15 protein-coding genes and 1 tRNA gene are annotated in these 18,202 nt (G+C 42.9%); 6 read left to right on the top strand and 10 right to left on the bottom strand.

Annotation, left to right across the window (positions count from 1 at the left end; genetic code table 11):
• The 3 genes from R7P72_RS15600 to R7P72_RS15590 form a co-directional block, all read right to left on the bottom strand.
• Positions 1-74, bottom strand: a tRNA-Cys gene (locus R7P72_RS15600).
• 204 nt (positions 75-278) lie between these two features.
• Positions 279-1,733 carry an ATPase RavA stimulator ViaA gene (gene viaA / locus R7P72_RS15595; protein WP_017820201.1) on the bottom strand — a complete coding sequence of 485 codons (1,455 nt, stop codon included), beginning with the start codon at positions 1,731-1,733 and terminating at the stop codon, positions 279-281.
• 9 nt (positions 1,734-1,742) lie between these two features.
• A complete protein-coding gene (locus R7P72_RS15590; protein ID WP_158173101.1) occupies positions 1,743-3,404 on the bottom strand; it encodes an ATPase RavA domain-containing protein in 1,662 nt (553 codons plus the stop codon).
• A gap of 269 nt (positions 3,405-3,673) precedes the next feature.
• On the opposite strand from R7P72_RS15590, the gene R7P72_RS15585 reads away from it, so the two are divergent.
• The 5 genes from R7P72_RS15585 to R7P72_RS15565 all read left to right on the top strand — a co-directional run bounded on the left by R7P72_RS15585 (position 3,674) and on the right by R7P72_RS15565 (position 8,466).
• Complete coding sequence (locus R7P72_RS15585; RefSeq protein WP_017820203.1) at positions 3,674-4,189, top strand: NUDIX hydrolase; 516 nt, start codon at positions 3,674-3,676, stop codon at positions 4,187-4,189.
• 22 nt (positions 4,190-4,211) lie between these two features.
• A complete protein-coding gene (gene ltaE, locus R7P72_RS15580; RefSeq protein WP_005375978.1) occupies positions 4,212-5,216 on the top strand; it encodes a low-specificity L-threonine aldolase in 1,005 nt (334 codons plus the stop codon).
• Between the two features lie 78 nt (positions 5,217-5,294).
• Positions 5,295-5,615 (top strand): c-type cytochrome, encoded by a 321-nt coding sequence (locus tag R7P72_RS15575; RefSeq protein WP_158173102.1) that lies wholly within the window; start codon positions 5,295-5,297, stop codon positions 5,613-5,615.
• A gap of 212 nt (positions 5,616-5,827) precedes the next feature.
• On the top strand, positions 5,828-7,360 hold the full coding sequence (yfcC, locus tag R7P72_RS15570) for a putative basic amino acid antiporter YfcC (RefSeq protein ID WP_158173103.1): 1,533 nt from the start codon (positions 5,828-5,830) through the stop codon (positions 7,358-7,360).
• A gap of 110 nt (positions 7,361-7,470) precedes the next feature.
• Positions 7,471-8,466, top strand: coding sequence for a succinylglutamate desuccinylase/aspartoacylase family protein (locus R7P72_RS15565; protein ID WP_005375975.1), 996 nt, complete (start codon positions 7,471-7,473; stop codon positions 8,464-8,466).
• Between the two features lie 207 nt (positions 8,467-8,673).
• On the opposite strand, the gene R7P72_RS15560 is transcribed toward R7P72_RS15565, so the two are convergent.
• On the bottom strand, positions 8,674-9,207 hold the full coding sequence (locus R7P72_RS15560) for a lipocalin family protein (RefSeq protein ID WP_005375974.1): 534 nt from the start codon (positions 9,205-9,207) through the stop codon (positions 8,674-8,676).
• A 307-nt stretch (positions 9,208-9,514) separates the two neighbouring features.
• On the opposite strand from R7P72_RS15560, the gene R7P72_RS15555 reads away from it, so the two are divergent.
• Positions 9,515-9,895 (top strand): cystatin domain-containing protein, encoded by a 381-nt coding sequence (locus tag R7P72_RS15555; RefSeq protein WP_318110722.1) that lies wholly within the window; start codon positions 9,515-9,517, stop codon positions 9,893-9,895.
• A gap of 58 nt (positions 9,896-9,953) precedes the next feature.
• On the opposite strand, the gene R7P72_RS15550 is transcribed toward R7P72_RS15555, so the two are convergent.
• The 6 genes from R7P72_RS15550 to R7P72_RS15525 all read right to left on the bottom strand — a co-directional run bounded on the left by R7P72_RS15550 (position 9,954) and on the right by R7P72_RS15525 (position 18,021).
• Positions 9,954-13,010: an AAA family ATPase gene (locus tag R7P72_RS15550; protein ID WP_005375972.1), complete on the bottom strand. Its 3,057-nt coding sequence runs from the start codon at positions 13,008-13,010 to the stop codon at positions 9,954-9,956.
• A gap of 9 nt (positions 13,011-13,019) precedes the next feature.
• Positions 13,020-14,153 (bottom strand): exonuclease SbcCD subunit D, encoded by a 1,134-nt coding sequence (locus tag R7P72_RS15545; protein ID WP_005375971.1) that lies wholly within the window; start codon positions 14,151-14,153, stop codon positions 13,020-13,022.
• 361 nt (positions 14,154-14,514) lie between these two features.
• Positions 14,515-15,354 (bottom strand): NAD/NADP transhydrogenase subunit beta, encoded by an 840-nt coding sequence (locus tag R7P72_RS15540; RefSeq protein WP_238972426.1) that lies wholly within the window; start codon positions 15,352-15,354, stop codon positions 14,515-14,517.
• On the bottom strand, positions 15,355-15,645 hold the full coding sequence (locus tag R7P72_RS15535; protein ID WP_005375969.1) for a PAAR domain-containing protein: 291 nt from the start codon (positions 15,643-15,645) through the stop codon (positions 15,355-15,357).
• 11 nt (positions 15,646-15,656) lie between these two features.
• On the bottom strand, positions 15,657-17,492 hold the full coding sequence (gene tssI / locus R7P72_RS15530) for a type VI secretion system tip protein TssI/VgrG (RefSeq protein WP_005375968.1): 1,836 nt from the start codon (positions 17,490-17,492) through the stop codon (positions 15,657-15,659).
• Between the two features lie 49 nt (positions 17,493-17,541).
• Positions 17,542-18,021 (bottom strand): Hcp family type VI secretion system effector, encoded by a 480-nt coding sequence (locus R7P72_RS15525; RefSeq protein ID WP_005375967.1) that lies wholly within the window; start codon positions 18,019-18,021, stop codon positions 17,542-17,544.
• Between the last annotated feature and the right edge of the window lie 181 nt (positions 18,022-18,202).

The following is an 18,202-nucleotide window of genomic DNA, read 5'->3' as shown; positions in this document are numbered from 1 at the left end:
TGGAGGCGCCTCCCGGAGTCGAACCGAGGTCCACGGATTTGCAATCCGCTGCATAGCCACTCTGCCAAGGCGCCTTTTTATTACGCTTCAGGGCTCTACCCCGTTGCGTTGGTGGCTACTTTACGGATTGAGAGAAGATAGTCAAACAAAAACATTTCATTTTCTGTTCGTTTGATTTCTTTTAAGTCAATTCGACCAAAGTTCGATCTTATTGGCTTAAAACGAAGCAATATAAATCTCGCTTTCAGTTCGTTTTGTCCCATGAAACATTAAGGCGTTTAATAGTTGCTGACCCTTTTTAGCAATCTTCCCACAACATTAGGGTGATAAGACCAAGTGTGATCAAACATCGACATTAATGCAGGATTTCCGTATTTCGATAAGCTAATCGCGTGAAAACGGTTTTTCTTCGCTTTGAGCGCATCCACTTTGGCCAGTAACTCGTCTTGTTGTTTTGGCGCGATAAAGTCGGAAATGACTACCATGTCTGCGTTTTTATATTTATCACCGCTCATCAAGTCGATAGATTTAATCAAAGTTGGCTCTAAGTCTGTACCACCATGGAAGCTATAAGTTAGAAAGTCCGCCGCCTCGCGCAGACCATCTTGTTTGGTTAGTTCGTAGGTAATGTGTTCCGTAGAAAAAATAATGACATAGCAATCACGTTGCTCCGCTAGTGCGATTTGCATCAGAGCATAAGCCATGGCTTTGGCGCATTGCTCAGGAAAGCCACTCATGGAACCGGACGCGTCCACACAAACAATGAAGGGGCCTTTTTCGATATCTACCGCTTTATGGTCAGGTCGGTGAGCTTTAACTTTACGTAACGTGCGCGATTTGCCTTGTGTACGATAGTTCATGAGCCGTTTATCAACTAAGTGTTTATAGAACACAACTTCAAGTTCAGGATACGCCAAAAACATCGTTTCGTTGGGAAGTAGCTTATTTAGATCATCGCTTTCGTGAATACCAACAATATCATCCGTCGCCTCATCACTTTTCTCTTCGACCAATTGAAGTTCTTCAGTGGGCGCACGATTTAGTTCAGGATCATTTACTTGCCCCGCCATACGACCGAGTTGCTCCGCAATTTCTTGCAAGCCTTGGTGCTTCTTCAGAAACTCAGCATGGCGTTTCATCACCGTTAAGTCTGTTTTACTCAACTTGGCAGATGCCATATCCCACAGGCGCCCTACACTTTCAGCATCACCCGACTCCGTGACTTTATCCATATTACGCATGGTTTCCATACGTTGATACAGGTCTTTCAGCACCTTTTCTTTATTGGCTTCAAGCTCGCTTACTTGCGCTTGTTTTATTGCATCGGTGAGGCTTTGGTACCATTGATCACAAAAGTAATGTGGGAACATAGGGTTATTCATCCCTTTGTTCTTTTCCATCATTCGGCGAGCTTGCATGTAAAACGCAGAGTGCCATTCCAGCTTTTTAATCACATCTTCGATGTTTTCAAAAAACGCCTCTTCATCCCAGTGAATGACCTCTTGATATAAAGACAGCTCTTGTTGGAAACGCTCTGTCTCACATACCTTGGTGATCCGTTTTTTAACGCTGCCTCGCCACTTTAACAAGTGACCTTTGACCGAAGATTTAACGCCTCGGTTTTCTGCCATCATCATGACTTGTGAACGCGCCATCAAATCATTAACTGCGCTATCGATGATGCCAGAGTCGGCCACCATCAGCGCGAGGTTAAGTCCGTCTGCACCTAGCATGTCGTCTCCTTATGAGAAAAACTGATTTAAGTTTTTAAAGCGTTGGATAACTTTTTCACTTTCTGCTTGGATTGATTCAAGTCTCTGACTGACCTGTTGTAGACTCGACTCCATTAGGCGGGGTAGTTCAGGATCAACAAAGCTATGCGGAAGCGCATCATGAAAGTTCGCTTTCACTTTGCGCATATGGTGTTCTGCCTCACTAAGCTGATTTACGGCTTTTTCGCTCTGCGTTAACCACTTTTGGTAAAGCTCTACATCCAAGCCCTCTTGAGTCACTAGGCTAACCAAAATGCCTCGATTCGCGATATCACGGATAGCTAGGTTATTCGCCGCGTCAACGTCAAATCGTAAACGGCACATGTTGGTGTTTTGATTGACGTAACCATACACATCACCGCTTCCCTCTTTAATGACTCGATCTAACTCATCTTTGGGTACATAAACCCAGCGGCTATCACCTTTTTCTGATTCTGAAACCGACATGTTGCTTTGCAAGACAACCAATTTAACTAAGTTAACGGCTGCGCCAACTTTGTACATCTTGGCTTTAGAGGTATCAAAGCGCATGGTTTCTTTACGCAAAATACCCGTTGCCGCTTCAGACGTTAACGTCATGCGGTAGGCATCTTCAAGTTCATGTTGAACATCAACCAAAGACTCTCGGCAGTACTCAATTTCCTGCTCCGCGTCTTGTTGATCAAATGCATGTTTTAAGGCGAACTCTTGAACCACTTCACGTACCACATCTCGCGATTCAGGACTGTTCCATAAACAATCTTGCAGCAGTAGAAGGTCAAGCGGATTGATTTCATCGCGACCATTAAAAAACGCGCTCGCTTTTAACAACTTCACGGCTTTCTTCCAGCGGCGGTCAGAGACATACATGTCGGTATTGGCCACATCGCCAAACTGAGCTTCAACTTTGCTTTCTAACATCGTTTTAAGCTGGAAAAGCTTTTCGAATGCATTATCGGTTAGCGTCAATTTGTCGAGCTGTTGTTGCCATTGATGATATTCTTCATCAGTTATCGCTAGGCCTTCTGGTACTTGTGCCTCTTGCGATGTGCCCACAGTCAACATCGACTTAAAGTTTTGTTTATTCTGAATTCGATTCACAAACACACGCACCAACATGCGGTCGTAGAGGGCATCCAATCCACTATCTTCATCGGGTAATTCATTGGAAGCCGATACCAACAGGCGCATTGGCACACGCTCGATATCGCTGCCATTTTTGAATGTTTTCTCATTAACCACTGTCAGCAATGTGTTAAGAATTGCAGGGCCCGCCTTCCAGATTTCATCCAAAAATACGACTTGTGCAGTTGGCAAATACCCTTTAGTTAAGCGAACATAACGGCCGTTGTCTTTTAGCTCTTGGATACTCAGTGGCCCAAACACCTCTTCAGGGGTTGAGAAGCGCGTCATCAGGTATTCGAAGTAACTGCTGTTATCGAACGCTTGGATGAGTCGTTTGGCAATTAAGCTTTTTGCAATACCAGGGGGACCTAAAAGAAAAACACTTTCACCAGCAAGTGCAGCAAGAAGGCAGAGCTTGATCGTATGTTCACGCTCATAAACGCCATCCGTTAACGCTTTCGCCAATTTATTGATGCGTTCTGAGAGAAGCGCTTTTTCGGCATTTGAGGCAAATAAGGTTTGTGTCATACGTTCTCCGGCTGCTGAAGTAGTATTGCGTTAACATTTTTATACACTTGTTATAACTTTGTTACAAATGTATTTTGTCGAATTCCCCTTATAGCAGATGCTTTTCCCCTTCTTGACGAAGCAATCAAAGTTTCCATTTATGAGACATTGCTCACTTAAAGTGCAAACGCTTTCGTCGTGTTGCAGTATTTTTTGCTTTTGTTTCCCACCATTTGTGGTTAATGTCGAAAAACGTCAAAAATGCGGTAACAGCTAGGGTTCATAACTGCATGAGCAAGATAATTCATAAATGGAAGCAAATTTCTCTGATTGAAGAAGACGTTATGCTTCCTACAGGACAGGCAATTACGCACACCACAATCCATCATCCGGGTGCTGCGGTGATTCTCCCTATTACAGCGGAGGGTGAGATTGTCCTTGTCCACCAATTTCGGCCTTCACTTAATAAATGGCTATTGGAACTTCCTGCTGGTACCAGGGAAGGCAACGAAGAGCCACTCTGCTGCGCCAAAAGAGAGTTAGAGGAAGAAACTGGGTTTAGTGCAGAGAAATTCACGTCTCTCGGCCAAGTCACTCCTCTTGCCGGATTTTGTGATGAGATACAGTATCTATTTGTTGCCGAAAAGCTCAACAAAACAAACCGTTACGAGTGCGATGAAGACGAAGTGATTGAGGTCGTCACCTTGTCAATCAAGCAACTCGAAGAAAAGATTGTCGATGGCACGATCACCGATGCCAAAACGATCGCTTGCTTAAGCAAAGCGCGCCTTTGCGGATATATTTAGGACTTTGACCAAGGAGACATTCATGGATTTTCGATCAGATACCGTTACACAGCCCACCCAAGCCATGCGAGAAGCCATGTTTAAGGCCCCCGTTGGGGATGATGTTTATGGTGATGACCCTACGGTCAATGAGCTTGAAAAATTTGCTGCGCAGCTTGCTGGTTTCGAAGCAGCTTTGTTTACCACTTCAGGCACTCAAGCCAATCTGCTCGGTTTAATGGCGCATTGCGAGCGGGGAGATGAATATCTATGTGGGCAACAAGCACATAACTACAAATACGAAGCTGGTGGCGCGGCGGTTTTGGGATCAATTCAACCTCAACCAGTCGAAAATAACCCAGATGGCACGCTACCATTTGATAAACTGGCTGCTGCGATTAAACCAGATGATTGTCACTTTGCTCGCACTAAGCTTCTCAGCTTAGAAAACACAATTAATGGTAAAGTACTACCTCTGTCTTACTTAGCAGAAGCACGTGACTTCGTGAATAAACATAACTTGCAGATGCATCTAGATGGCGCTCGCGTTTTTAACGCAGCCGTTGCACTTGATGTTCCGGTAAAAGAGATCGGTCAGTACTTTGATTCAATGACGATCTGTCTGTCGAAAGGTCTGGCTGCCCCTGTTGGCTCGCTACTGCTTGGTAGCAAAGACTACATCGCAAAAGCACGTCGCTTAAGAAAGATGGTCGGCGGTGGTATGCGTCAAGCGGGTATTCTTGCCGCAGCAGGCAAACTTGCCCTTACCGAACAAGTGGAACAGCTAAAACAAGATCACATCAACGCAAAAACCTTAGCGGAAGGTTTAGCAGAACTGCCTGGTTTTTCAGTCAACCCTGAATTTGTTCAAACGAACATCGTGTTCGCGAAGCTTGATCCTCAAGTGGACATAGTAAGTATCGCTGCGAAACTAAAGGAACAAAACATCACGATAACCCCTGGAAATCCAATTCGTTTTGTAACTCATAAAGATATTTCAGCGAAAGACATCGACACTTTCTTATCAAGTATAAAATCTCTACTTTAATTTGATTTTGATCATTGAGCTTCCCCTAAGGGGAAGCTTTATTGTATCGGCATGATTTTTAGCGAATAGATAACCTCCATGCTCAGATTTGTACTTTTAATCTCTTTTATTTTCTCTTCCGCTATCTATGCCGAACCGTTTGGTGATGCTGATAAAGGTAAAATCAAATCACCTAGCTGTGCCTATTGCCACGGTGTTACAGGCATCGCAACGAACAACACCTATCCAAGCCTTGCTGGTCAAAATGCTCAGTACCTTTACAATGCAATGAAATCTTACCAAGCCGGTGAGCGTAAAGGGCCACTTGCAGAAATGATGGCAGCACAGTTAAAAATGTTAAATGATGGAGACCTTCGTGATGTCGCTGCTTTTTATGCAGAACAGACAGAAATCAAGTGATTAGATCACTTGTAGATGCACTATGAAAGCTCGTGAATCATCCAAACTCAACGCATATTGAAACATTAACCCAACATTTGACCACAAAACAATCAAATTAACTTCACTTCAAATATTTGATGACTTTATAGTTCAACATAAGCATTAATATTGACTTTTTATTCTATTTTATCGATATTTCATGCTTTATTGAATTTGACGTGAAGTAAGTTATGTCTCACACACATGCACAACCAGCAGACTCGGTTGCTACCCCTAAGTCGTGGCAGATGCCAGATACCCTCATTTTGATCTTCATTGTTGGTATTCTTGCTGCGATTCTTACCTACTTAATTCCTGCTGGTCATTTTGATAGCCAACAGGTGACCTACATGGTCGACGGTGCGGAAAAAACTCGCACAGTTATCGATCCTTCTTCTTTCTCTTATGCAACCGACGAAAACGGTGAATTGGTTTACAACAAAGTTGGCCTGTTTGCTTCTGGTGGTGGCATTGGTTTGATGAACTTCCCTTTCGAAGGGCTAGTTTCTGGCTCTAAATGGGGCAGCGCAATCGGCGTGATTATGTTCATGTTGGTTATCGGCGGTGCTTTCGGCGTTGTAATGCGCACAGGCACCATCGACAACGGTATCCTGCGCCTTATCGATAAGACCAAAGGTAACGAAGCACTATTCATTCCAGTGCTATTTTTGCTGTTTTCGCTAGGCGGTGCGGTATTTGGTATGGGTGAAGAAGCCGTAGCGTTTGCGATTATTATCGCGCCGCTTATGGTTCGCCTTGGTTATGATGGTATCACTACGGTAATGGTTACCTATGTTGCGACTCAAATTGGCTTCGCTACTTCTTGGATGAACCCTTTTTCCGTCGCTATTGCGCAAGGCATTGCGGGTGTACCTGTTTTATCCGGCATGACAGTGCGCATGGGGTTATGGGCTGGCTTTACGTTAATCGGTATCGCTTTCACAATGATCTACGCCGCTCGTGTGAAGTCAAATCCTAAACTTTCTTACAGCCATCGCACAGACCAGTATTTCTGTCAGCAAGAGCTTGGCAATCAAGATTCTCGTTGGAACCTAGGTGACACACTCGTTATCCTTACGGTTATTGCGACCACGGTGTGGGTCGTTTGGGGCGTAGTCGCTAACGCATGGTACATCCCAGAAATCGCTTCTCAATTTTTCACTATGGGCTTTGTTGTCGCGATCATCGGTACGATTTTCCGCCTAAACGGTATGACGCTAAACCGCGCAGCTGATGCATTTAAAGAAGGTGCAGCTATTATGCTTGCACCTGCCCTATTAGTGGGTTGTGCAAAAGGGGTATTGTTGATCCTTGGTGGTGGTACAACTGATGAAGCGAGTGTACTGAACTCAATTCTAAACAGTGCTGGCGGCGTGATCAGTGGGCTTCCTGACGTAGCTGCAGCATGGTTAATGTATGTATTCCAATCTATCTTCAACTTCTTTGTCACTTCAGGCTCAGGACAAGCGGCACTAACGATGCCTCTACTGGCCCCTCTGGCAGACATTGCAGGCGTTACACGCCAAGTGGCAGTTTTGTCATTCCAACTTGGCGATGGCTTTACTAACGTTATCGTCCCTACTTCGGCATCTCTCATGGCAACGCTTGGTGTCTGCCGTATCGACTGGGGTGACTGGGCAAAATTCTGCTGGCGATTTATCCTATTACTCTTTACCCTATCAAGTATCGTCGTTATCGCAGCTCATATTATGGGTTTTGCGTAAAACGAAACCAATTGGTAATTAAGGCGAGACATGTTCTCGCCTTATTAATATTCATGGTATGACGACGCTAAGGTTTTAGATTAGCTTATGGTTTTGGAGTGGTAACTTTAATGGCAACACAATTTCTCGATGACGTGATTCAAGGTCATCAAGTGATTCAATCTCTCAATGTAGCAGACCTAAATTCGGGCGAGCATAAGTTTTGGTTTCGCATCGCAACAAATGCTCTCTCTCAGTGGCAACACCTACCTGTGCTAGTGTTCAAAGGTGAAAAACCTGGTAAGAAGATCATGATTACCGCAGGGGTTCATGGTGATGAGTACAATGGTGTGTTAGCAGCGCAGAAAACTGCTCGAGAGCTCATCGGCACTCAAGTCGCTGGTACTGTCACTATTGTTCCAACCATTAACATGCCAGGTATGCTAAACCACAGCCGCGATTTCTATTCCGCAGACCCTGACGCGTCTCCTGCAAACTTAAACCGCTTTTTTCCTGGTGACCAAAACGGCAATGAGGCCCAACGTTACTTATATGCATTGTGGAATGATTTGCTCAAGCCAAATGCTGATTTAGCCATTGACCTTCACACTCAAACCAGTGGTGCGGCCTATCCACTTTACGTGTTTGCAGATTTCCGAATCGAGCAATCATTAGAAATGGCTCGTCTCATTAATCCTGATGCGATTTTAAATGATCCTGGAGATGCTGGCGTCCTTGAAACGGTTTGGAATAACCATGGTGTCCCAAGCATTACAGTTGAAGTAGGTATGGGGCGATACACCGAGCAAGAGCTCATCAGTCGAACTGTAACAGGCATTTTTAATGTGCTGAAAAAGCATAACATTGTTGAAGGTGATATGGACCCTATTACGTCATGCTTGGAAGGAAACGAAATCGTCAGTGTGAAAGCGACACACGGCGGCTTTGTACTGCCTCATGTCAGTTTGATGAATTTTGTCGAGCAAGGCCAACTTCTTGCGATTCAATACGACAGCTTTGGCGCTGAGATTAAACGCTACACCGCCCCAACAAGCGGCACAGTACTTAGCCACAATGTTGAATCTATTCGAGCACCAGGTTCCCTGATCGTTCGTTTGATTAAGTAAACCATAACCGTTTGTTGATAGATCAACCTTTCGACGCTCACTCAAATTTATATAAGCCCCATCACGAGTAATCACAAATGATGGGGCTATATCCATTTTGACCACATTAAGTTACGCGGTAACAAATTACTGTTAAGCGAAATTACAAACTGAGCTCTTAATTAGGAAGCTTCCCCTCTGTCCGCTTTTTCAGCCACGCTGATGAACTTAAAGCTGTCTTTGTTTCTCTTGTTCAACAAAAATGAGCTCGTCTATAGCGAAACCTTTCTCTTTAGCTACGTACTTAAAGCGCTCCACTACTTTCTCATCAACGTTAGGCGTTCTAGACAATAGCCACAAATAGTCGTGGTTGTAACCGGAAACAAACGCATAGTTATAGTTTTCACCTAGCTCAAAAACAATGTAAGAAGAGTATATTGGCCCAAAAAAGGAAACCTTTAAGTGTCCAACCGTTTTATCTTCAACAAAATAAGCTTTGCCTTCAGCTTCTGACCACTGTCGCTCTTCTTCGGAATATCCACGGTTTATCACCTTAACCCCACCATCCTCGCGAACCTGATACTCAGCGGTAACGTTGGATAAGCCTCGCTCAAATGAATGGTCTAGGCGTGCAATTTCGTACCACTTACCTAGATATGGCTCTAAATCGAAATTATTGACGGGTTCCACCCCATCCGGCTTCGAGGTACAACCAAATAAAGTTGCAAGTGACAAAAGTAAAAATATTTTTATCGATTTCATACAACACCTAAATTTTAATTAGTGATTGATTTTACTCTAGAAGATAACAAATCGATCACTAAGCCGCACCATCGCCCTAATAGGTACACATCACAATTCTTCATCATCAATAGCGCGCTGAACACCGAAACCTCGTCATCTCAGCAAATCGATAACAAGATTGCTCTATTTTTGACTTACAAGCTCACCATGCTTGTACATTTTGTCAGCATTTAACCCTATGCATATAGAAACTTTGCACAACATAGACATTCGTAGGCATATCACCCTCCTATAATACGTTGCGTTATAGACAGAGGTTATTGTTATGAAATTAAAAACAGTGTCAGTTTGTGCACTTTTGGTGTTACTTGCAGGTTGTCAGCAGGAAAAGCCGAGCGCAACGACACAATTAACGACCTCGGCAGATGTATGTAATGTACAAGGAAACATGCCAGGTGGGTGGAATGAGTTTAACGCGACCCCTGATGCACAAAAGGCAATGGCCTTTGTTTTAAAGAAAATGGACACAATAGCGTCGTTTAAACAAATACTGAATGTTCACGCGCAAATCGTTAGCGGCGTCAACTATGCTATTGAGTTTGAATTGGATGATGGCTCTGTTTGGAACACGATTGTTTATCGCAACCTCGATGGCGAATATGCGATTACCCAATCGCCAAAAGAAGGCCACTTTTGCGAACAGTAGCGACTTAGTCAGAAAGCCCCAACATTAGGGGCTTTTTGATCTAACAGTAGTCACTGAATTAGACAGCGAAGCGACATTGAGATTTAATCGACACCGTTGAACCAAGTCTTGATGGTTCTACATCAATCCTCTGCGCCATTTGTTCTTTCAACTCAGAAACGTGAGAAATAACACCGATCATGCGCCCAGTCTGTTGCAGGTCCACTAGCGTTTGAATAGCAAGATCTAAAGACTCTGGGTCTAAACTACCGAAGCCCTCATCAATAAATAAAGTGTCTAAACGGATACCGCCACTATAGGATTGCACAACATCCGACAAACCAAGTGCCAGAGCAAGCGCTGCCATAAATGATTCACCGCCGGAAAGTGTCGCAACATCACGCGTTTTTCCTGTGTAGCCATCTTCAACCATTAAATCTAAGCCGCGACCCGCAGCGCCTTTGAAGCCCTCTGTTTTTCGAGCAAGAATATAGCGCCCTTTACTCATAAGGCTTAAGCGTTGAGAGGCCTGAATCAGCACATCATCCAACAGTACACCAAGAACAAAGCGATGTAGGCTAACCCTGCTGCCTGTTTTACCGCTAGCAACGTCGTACAACGTACCAAAGACTTTGTATTCTTCTTCTAACTTACTATTTTTCTCATGCAACACGGCAATATCTTTACGAACCTTTTCAAGACGTTCAAATATTGAGCGTGTGGTATCAAGTTGATTCCTTACTTCAATATATTGCGCCTGCAGAGTGGTTAACCTGTCGTTAAACGACTCTAAATTAGGCCTTTCAAGATCTTTCAATGCATGATTTAAATCATGTAGTGTTTGCTCAAGCTTGGTTTGTGCCTGTTTGAAGCTGTCTATTTCTTGCTGCCAGGCTTGAAGTTCATCATCTCCCACTCGACTACTTAGATAATGGCTTTCATCTTCAAATTTACTCGCCTGTAGTGCCTCATTCCACGCTAATTCTGCTTGGCTAAGTTTTTGCTCTGACTCAGATAACCACTGCTTGTTCGTCGCTAAGTGACTTTCCGCATTTGATTTCTCCAATATCGCTTGCTGCAAAGCGTTTTGCGCCTTTTCTAAGCCTGTGTTCAAACTCAGAATTTGCTCTTTTGTCAGCAAAATTTCACGTTCAAGCAAGTCAGCGGAACTGTATTTTGGGTCAATAAAAGCTTGTAATTGAGCCAATTGTTCTTGGTTCGCTTTAACGGTTGATTCATTTGCCGCCATTTGATTCTGCAGCTCATGAATTTTATTTTCACCCACGACGCAGCGTTGATTAAGCTGTTCAACGTTCCTTTCTAGTTTTTCAATATCAATAGCTTGTAGACGTAGGAGTTGAGCATTAAGCGCTTGCAAATCATTTTGAACCGTCGAGATCTCAGATGTAGCATACTCACCCAACTCCTCTTTCAACTGGTTATACTGATTCTGATACTGACTAATGACAACGTTATGTTGTTCTAGCTGATTGCTTAGTTGGTTCAACAAGGTTTGAGCTTCTCGCTCTTTCGCTCTAGCCGCCTGAACTTGCTCTTTTGTAACGGCTTCTTCAACAAACGTTGTGGGGTTAGGATGCGTTTCGCTACCACACACCGGGCATGCTTCACCTGCTTTTAGTCGCTGCGCTAATACTGCCGCTTGAGCGTTGTGCCACTTAAGCTCTATCGTATCAGCGGCTTGTTGACGCTGCATATAGCGCTGACTGGCTTCGTGTAGTGACTGCTGCTTGCCTACAGTTAGCGCATTGAGTTTAGAGAGCTCTAAAGTAAGATCATGCAGCTTTTGTAGATCCTGTAACAGCCGTTGTTTTTGTTTTATTTCCGCATCGATGCTGCCAATAAGCGCAACATCAACTCGTGCTTTCTCTAGCTCCTTCTGTCCCTGCTGGGCCTGTAACGTTAACTTATCTTTTAGTTCTATGTACTGTTTTAACGTTGCTTCAAATTGTTGTTTTTGTTGATAACCCGCCGTTATTTTACTTTCCAAATTGTCTTTCTCGACCAACTTGTTTTTTATACTTTCAAGCTGATACTGCAGTTGCGTTAACTGCGGGACCTTTGCCGCTGCCTCTTTTGCACTTTGCTGCAAGTTTTCTTGTTCTCTCGCAACGACATTAGCTTTTTCGAGACTCTCTTCCAAAGCTACGATTTTTTGCCTAAGCTCTTGCGTTTGAGCTTTTGCATTTTGTAATGAGATGTAGGGCAACTCTATCTTATTGGCATTTTTAGCGTTTTCTAATTGCTGTTGACGAGCTTTTATCGAATCTGAGTGTTCTAGATGCAGCTTGAGTGCGCTTTCTGCTTGCTCTCGTTTCGAAAACTCTCCATTCAAGGTTTCCGCTTTTTGCAATTCAGATTTAGCAGTATTGAGCTTATCTAACGCTGCTTGCTCATTCTTTTTATCAGACTCTAATTGCTTAGTTACTTGTTCCAGTTGTTGTAATAGTTCTTGTTCAGAACTCGCTTCTGCAACTTGTAAAGCACCTCGAATTTGATTATCAAATTCGCCTTTCGCTTTACTAATTGCACTCGCTTTATCTTTGAGCGCGTACTCAATTTTTTTATATATGTCAGTTTGAAAGAGCTGGCCAAAAATTTCTTCACGCTCTTTAGAGCTAGCAAGCAACAGTTCTCGGAATTTTCCTTGAGGCAACACCATAACTTGACGAAATTGAGTTTCATTCAAGCCAATAATATTGTTAACTTCAGTTTTAACCTGAGTCGTCTTGCTGGTGATAAGCGTTTCAGTCTCACCGAGTTCATAAAGAGCCGCAGTGTGCTTTTTAATCGTCATCCCTTCACCACGGGCCTTGGGCGCTTCCTGCTCAGGGGATCGAACAACTCGGTATTGTTTGCCGTGTAACGAAAATTCGAGAACTACTTCGGTTGGTAAGTCTTGCGCGGATAAGTCACACCGCATCTGAATACCTTGTCGCTCATTACCTGTGGTTTCACCATAAAGGGCGAAGCAAATGGCATCTAAGATCGACGTTTTACCGGAACCTGTAGGACCATTAATCAAAAATAGAGGGTTACTGCCAAGCTTCTCAAAATGAATGATTTCAGTTTTTGCAAACGGACCAAAGGCTTGCATGGTTAGTTTAATTGGTTTCATCTTTGGTCCCTATTGCTGTGATAATTGCTTAATAATGTCAGTAACAGCTTGCTCTTGCTCTTTAGACAACTGGCTATCTTGCGCCTCAATAAAAAAATCTCGGAACATATCAATTTCGCTTCGCGCCAACTTTGCTTGCGCCATTTCCTGCTCTACCCCAATTAACATGCCAGGTTTCTCAAGGTGTAAAACGTTTGGATACACTGAACGAAGTTTTTCCATTGGGTTTAAAATCGCATGTTTATCCATCAAACGAACTAACAAATAATCTTCATTCTTGGGGTCTGTTTTCCCTTGCTCAATAACTTTATCCAGCTCGCCCTCTACAATACGCATTTCATGAGGAGCCGTAAGATCAATATGCTTTGCAGAAACGAATCCTTTCTTGTCCAGTTCAACTAACGTGAAACCTTTTCTCTGGTTCTGTTCACCAAAGCTATACTTCATGAGAGAGCCAGAGTAACGGATATGCTCTGCGCCTTTCTTTTGAGGCTGATGCAAATGACCAAGTGCGACGTAGTCAAAATCTAAGAAGTGTTCATGACTCACGCGATCAGAACCACCAATAGATAATGGTCGTTCAGAGTCTGACTCGATAGCCCCATCAACAAAACAGTGACTCACGAGCACGCGCTTTTGCTTAGAGATAAAGCGCTCTTTAATTTGCTCAACAAGCAATTGATGAGCCTCATCATGAGTGGATACCGAGGCTTTGTAGGCAAACCTGACCTGTTCAGGGTCGTTATAAGGCATACCATAAAACGCGACCTCGTCCGCAGAGTCCGTTTTTATGATGATGGGAGTGAGCATCTCTTCAAAGTTGCTAACAATATGGAGACCTGCATTTTTCATTTGCTCTGAGCCGAAACCTAACCTTTCTGCACCATCATGGTTGCCAGATATCAATATCATTGGTGTTTCTAACTCGGTACAAATGCGTTTCACGACTCGATTTAACAGTTCTATTGCAACCGTTGGTGGCACCGAACGGTCATAGATATCTCCCGCCACTACAACTGCATCGACGGGGTTGCGTTCAATATAGTTAATCAGTTGTTCGAGTACTGCTTGTTGATCTTCGAGTAGTGATACGTTGTGGAATTGTCGACCAAGATGCCAATCTGAGGTGTGGATAAACTTCATTCGAATTCACTTTCCGCCAATTCTATGAGTAGGCTTGCTTCTGTCAGAGTCCATGTACCGTTTATAAAAAGGAATGCGTCACGGGTGGGATCTCGAACAAGCCAAAACTCAAGTTATTTTATTTCGGTAAGGATATCTTGAGTCGAACAGCTTTTCATGTGGTTTGTGTTCTATGGCTGGCTATTTAATCAGAAAGCGAGAAGAACACTGTAAAAACGCGGTGAGCAAAGCTATTTTGAAAAGCAAGCTGCGCCTAGTCATTGTCCAAACATCATTAAAGGGCCAGTTTCGAGTCAATCCCCCATAACATTTGCATCACTAAAACCTCAGCTACTACTAGAAGGAAAAGCAATAGCCAGACCTATTCACTACGCCAATTGTATATTACTCCTACCGCATAGCCATCTGACTCGATGTCCGCTTGCAACACGTGAAAGTCTGGGCAGGGGCTGCTTCTTTGAAGCTCATCAATCACTAACGCTTTTAAAACGCCGCCACATGCACCCAATCCGCCAAGTTTGATATCAACAAATTGATACTGAGTTTGATCGGTCACCCACGGAGACAAGAATTGCATTGAGTTTAACCATTGCGGTTCTTCCTTATTAACGGATAAATACAATTGACTGAGTGGATGTTCACAACTTACTCCTAATTGCTTAAACACCTTGTCCACGGCGATGCGTTGTTGTTTGGCATCTAAATCAATTCGAACAACATCAGGCACAAGACCTGAATGTCGAAAAAAACACTTGGTTAAAATGATAGAGCTTTGAGGTTTGACATGCCCTTCTACATCACTCGTAACCTCTATAGCCAGTATCCAAGTCGCTTGCGTTTCATTAACTTCACGATTTATCCGATTTAGTGCCATCAAAAATGCAGCTTGGCCATAAGGATAAAAGTAAATTTCAGTATTGACAGTTTGGCCAACGAAAATAGAAAGCTCGCTTATCAATGCTTTAAGCAAACTTTTGTCCACCGAAGATGGTAAAAGAACACAGAGATTCCCCTTGATATCAGCTTGTTCAAGACTCTCGCGCTCAGAGCGCACGAGGCTTAATATATGCTCATCTATTGATTGAGCAAAGTCAGGGGGTCGGATTTCCTCGGACAATCTAAAAGAATCATCAGCTATCTCGCGAACGGTGTGTGAACGGCCATTAAAGGATAGAAGATGCGTTTGAAATGCGAGTGGCATCTAGCCTCCGATTAAAACCGTAGGCATACCAGATAGAATTTTGCCACCATGAGACGTTGAATCGCCGACTCTCGCGGCTGGTTTACCGTTGATTGTTACGCTAGAAGAACCTGCTGAGATACTATCCGGAGGACCGATACAAATAAGCTTGTCGCCTTGTCTTGCCGCAGGTATCCCGCCAATCGTTACGTTTGGTGAACCAACAACGACGGGACCACCGACATGCGGTATCTTTCCTGTTTTTTTAGGGCAAAGATGAAAGCTGCCCAAAATTGCGGCTGGTTTACCCACTTTAAATCACCTTAGTTCAATGAAATTTGCCCAGCTTTAAGAGCAATAGCTGAGCCGTTAATGGATATTTTATTACCTTTGATATTGATTTCTCCAGAGCTAGACATCTGAATAGAAGCACCACCTACTTTGATCTCGACGCTCTTTCCTGCATTAAAAGACAGTACTTCACCCGTTTCATTCGAAAAGTTTTTACCTACTTTCAAGCTCGCGTTCTGACCAACCTCTTGATTAACATCATTGGTCACTTTTTCGGTTTTACTGTTTTCAACGGCGATATCAACACAGTCTTCAACTAGCATTTGGAACAGTTTTTCAGCATGAAGATAAATGTGCTCTTCACCAGGCTTATCATCGAAGCGCAACTCATTAAAATTGGATGTACCTTTTTGTACAGAGCGTGATTTATAACCACTCTGAGAACTTTGCTCTGGTAAAGCGTAAGGAGGGAGTTGACTACCGTTATATAGTGACCCCGTAACGATTGGTTGATCAGGGTCTCCGTTAACAAACTCGACGATGACCTCTTGTCCGACTCTAGGGTGAAACACCGACCCCCATCCGTTACCTGCAATATTTTGCGCAACACGAATCCAACATGAACTATTTACATCGTATTTACCAACACGGTCCCAGTGAAACTGAACTTTGATACGGCCATGTTTGTCTATGTAAATTTCACCATCTTTGTTCCCCGTAACTACTGCGGTTTGCAAACCTTTCATCTGAGGTTTCGGGTAGTTAACTGAAGGACGCAGGATTGTCTTTGAGTCAACACAACTAAACGAGACTTTGACACCTTGCGCACCGGTCCCACCTTGACCAGTCTGGTTATAAACAGCAGCAGACAAAAAAACAGAAGACAGTACATATTCTTTGCCGACTCGAGATTTATCTTCATGCTTTTTAAACTTGAAGCACTTGCCCACACTGAATGTTCTGCACGTAGCCTCGCCACGACACAAATATGCATTTTGCTGTAGTGCTTCTATTGCATGCGTGTTTCTCAGTGCGTATTGATCATTGCTCTCCATTTCACCCATGTATTCAAAATACTCGCTTCCAGGTACTGTAAAAAAATCACTTTCACCCTTTGCAGTATTTTTAGGATTCGAAGAAGGCTTGAGCATGTTATAGCCTGACTTTTGACTCGCTTTAGTAGTCAGAATTTGCGTTTCATGCCAAGAAGAAATGTGGCTAGATTTCGCCGTACCTGTATCAAAATCGACTAAAAACTCAGTACCCGGCTTATAAAAACTGATGTCATCAAAAATATTGAGCGTATGGGCAGACTTAGTATGTGTAAAACAAAATGATAGCCCCTCCTCCGATAACAGACGTCGAACAAATTCAAGATCTGATTCTTCATATTGTACTTTGTATGTGTATTTAGGATAGGACTTGGTTAACTCAAAACTAAAGGCAACACTATGCTCCGATAGTACTTCAGAGATAATTTCCTTTATATCTTTATGCTGAAATATTCTGCAATTTTTTCGATATTCAGCGAAACGTAATTTAGGCTCTATTAATAATTCTATGTTTTTATAATTTTCGCCTTTATGTGTATTAGAAACCCTTTTCCCTTCTAATCTTGCAGCAGAAACATAACCATGCATATAACGAGGATTTGAAGAAACATCCTCATTATTTTCAAGGGTAATGGTAACTTCCTTACCAATAATTTCGTTTAACTCACTTCGTTGATCATTAAAGTAAGCTTTAGCACGCAATGAAAAAAGTTCTGAGATCTCTTCTCTATACTCAAACGAGTTTAGTATGATGGCATCTTTACCGAATGGCGAAGAAATTCGGATGAAATTGTTATCTTGAGTTGCTCTTTTCATTAAATACTTCTTTCAAAAAAATGCGGAGGAATACTCCCCCGCATGAAAATTACATTTGTTGACCTTTAACACCGCTGTAGCCGTATACCAATGGAGCAGAAGTGTTGTTCTTATCGTCAGTAGGAGTCACTGTCATCATCATTTCTGTGTAAGAAATTGTGATAGTTTCAACTGGACGATCGTCTTGGATAGAAACTGAGTAGTTAGAAATCATCGCATCAGTCAGTTCGATCTTCATGATCTCTTCAACCTTCTCACCCTGCTTAGTAATATGGAAAACCGCTGGTTTACCTTTACCAATCGTCGCTTCTTTAAATAAGTCAGGAGAAGAACGGTCTTGAAGTTTAGTGATAGTCAAATCATATAGACGAGTAGCGCTCGCTTCACGGTCCATCGCTGTACCAGTGTATGATGAGATCTCACGACCTACACTCCAATCTACAGATAGTAGTGTAATCAAATCTTTGTATTGCTCGGCTGTTGCCTCACCCTTAATATCTGCGTATTTAAGATACGTATTAGACTGCATGCTAATCTCCTATAGCATTATTAATTGACATATATCGTAGTAATTTAATTATCTGACGTTTGGTGATAATTAGTGATTAATGTATCAAAAACTTCATTTTAAATACGCCCTGTTATATCTTTAAATAAGATTTAATTTAAGCGTTTTTTATAAAAAATAATAGTTAATATGAACCAACTCC

This window comes from Vibrio sp. Vb0888 (assembly GCF_033338835.1).
In the GTDB taxonomy this organism is placed as follows: Bacteria; Pseudomonadota; Gammaproteobacteria; order Enterobacterales; family Vibrionaceae; genus Vibrio; species Vibrio alginolyticus.
Note: the sequence above shows the minus strand (reverse complement) of the source record. Positions and strands in the feature narration are given on the sequence as shown.